Below are 2,096 nucleotides of genomic sequence, written 5' to 3' on the forward strand. Positions count from 1 at the left end.
CAAAATATCAAGGGAAAAGTCCGGAAAGCATTAAGAAAAAACCTTGAAAAAAACGTCATTTTATGAGATAGCCAGCATTGTACGAAAAGGCAGGAGAAATATTTTTCTTCATCGATATCTAATGCGGGAACATATCCCGCAACCCAAACGGGCTTTATCGGCCCGCAAATAAGTGCTTTTATCAGAACATTTTCTTGTTTTTTAAACCAGAAAATAACCTGTAAGACACTAATTTTTTCCAAGGAGATTCATAATGAAAAAAGGCTTTCTGGTTCTTATGCTGTTTGCCCTCTTGGCCGCATCCGGCTGCAACTGGCACATACCCTTCTTTGGTGATAAAAAAGTAGAGCAGGACGAACCGGTGGTTCAGGAAACCACCCAGGATGCTTGGGAGAAACCACAATACAGTGGTGCGGCACCGGCAAACCAGCAGGCAGGGCAGGGACAAACCGGGCAGCAGCCCTACCAGGGCAGCCAGCAATACGGCGCCCAGCAGCAACCCTATAACGCCTACAACTACGGCGTTCCGACGACCGCACCAGCTACCCCTGGATACCAGAACCCCTATGGTGGAACGGCCGCTCCGGCTCAACCATACCAGCAACCGGCGGCACCGGCATACGGTGCTCAGGCACCGATGACCGGCAATTATGGCCAAACGCCTACAGCCGGCTATGGCAGTTATGGCGCCGGTTCAACCCCTACTCCAACTCCCATGCCCGGCCAGTACCAGGCTCCAGCAACCGGCGGCGCATATGGCACCAGCCCCTACCAGGCAGCAACCGCCGCCCCGGGAATGTATGGCAGCCAGCAGAATGCTGCGGCGACCCCCACTCCCGGATTCATCAGCACCTCAAGGATGGGAGATTCCTTCGCTTTTCAGGGCATCAAACGCAAAGTTGTTTTTATTATCCACTACCCCCAGCGGGGTTTGACCACCAAACCCCTTGATTCCTTCAGCCAGAAAATCTATGGCCAACTGGCGGCAGCCCCGGGGATCCTCCTGCTGCCGAAAGAAGCGGTCAGCACCTATGTCAGCAGCCACCAGCTGTTCATTAACTCCCTGGAAACCAGGACTAAGCTGGCAAAACTGGGGCGGGAAATGGGGGCCCATGTGGTTGTTCTGGAAAAAGTCCACTTCCTTTCTGCACCACAACCGGGAGGAGAAGGAAACTACCAGCTGAATCTGGAAGCAATTGATGTTTCCTCAGGCTATCCTTTAAAAACCTATGCTATTAAGGGCAACAGTTATCAGGCAACCCCTGCAATAGATCAGGTTGTCGCGGATCTGGCCGGAAACCTGAAAATGATCGACTGGTATTCGCGGTTGATCAAGGTGGATAAGGGACGGCTTTTTGTCAATGCCGGACGTCTCAGCGGCCTGCAGATAGGCCAGAAGCTGAGGGTTTATGCCAAAGGATCGGACGTTGTTGACCCGGCCACCAAGATGTCACTGGGCAAAGCCCAGGGAGTAATGAAAGGGATTGTTAAAGTTGCCGATTTTTTTGGCATGGACGGAGCCATTTGCGAAGTTGTCTCCGGTAAAGGATTTGCCATTGCGGACATGGTAAAATCGGTGGAGTAGATATCCATACACAACGATAATTCCTCCAGAAGCAGGGTATCGCCACCACGATGCTCTGCTTTTGTTTATTGACACCTAAGCTGAGAGATTAGCTGTTAGCTATTAGCATTTAGCTAAGTAAAATCAAGTCATTAACTGAATAACTTAAAACACCAAACGGATTAAAGCCGCAAAGACCGCGAAGAGTTCAACTTACCATATCGTCAGTCGTTTTTCATTGCGCTCTTTGCGTCTTGAGTGAGCGAAGCGAACGGGCGCGAGACAAAAAAATTACGTCGCGGAGTCACAGAAAGCAAATAACTGATTTCTCTTTGTCTGTACTTTTGTGAAACCTAAACTGAGCGATTAGCCTTTAGCGGTTAGCTATTAGTTTAATGATTACATGATGTTTTGCTATTACAAACGTAAACATTCGACTACGTTTTCAGAAAAGATAAAAATACTCTCACAGAGGCACAAAGTCACAGAGAACCCGAGTCATTTGCCCTCTGTGACTCCGTGTCTCTGTGAG

Annotated in this window: 2 protein-coding genes; one reads left to right on the forward strand and one right to left on the reverse strand. The window is 49.4% G+C overall.

Annotated elements, in window-relative coordinates:
- Window positions 1-242: hypothetical protein (locus U9P07_10650; GenBank protein ID MEA2109865.1), on the reverse strand; the 242-nt coding region annotated here is incomplete at its 3' end.
- A gap of 11 nt (window positions 243-253) precedes the next feature.
- On the opposite strand from U9P07_10650, the gene U9P07_10655 reads away from it, so the two are divergent.
- A complete protein-coding gene (locus U9P07_10655; GenBank protein ID MEA2109866.1) occupies window positions 254-1,585 on the forward strand; it encodes a hypothetical protein in 1,332 nt (443 codons plus the stop codon).
- Window positions 1,586-2,096 lie beyond the last annotated feature (511 nt).

Source organism: Pseudomonadota bacterium (assembly GCA_034660915.1).
Taxonomy (GTDB): Bacteria; Desulfobacterota; Anaeroferrophillalia; order Anaeroferrophillales; family Anaeroferrophillaceae; genus DQWO01.

What these genes read in the sequence shown, in the direction of transcription:
- U9P07_10655 (MEA2109866.1), top strand. Translation starts at nt 254, where the DNA reads ATGAAAAAAGGCTTTCTGGTTCTTATGCTGTTTGCCCTCTTGGCCGCA.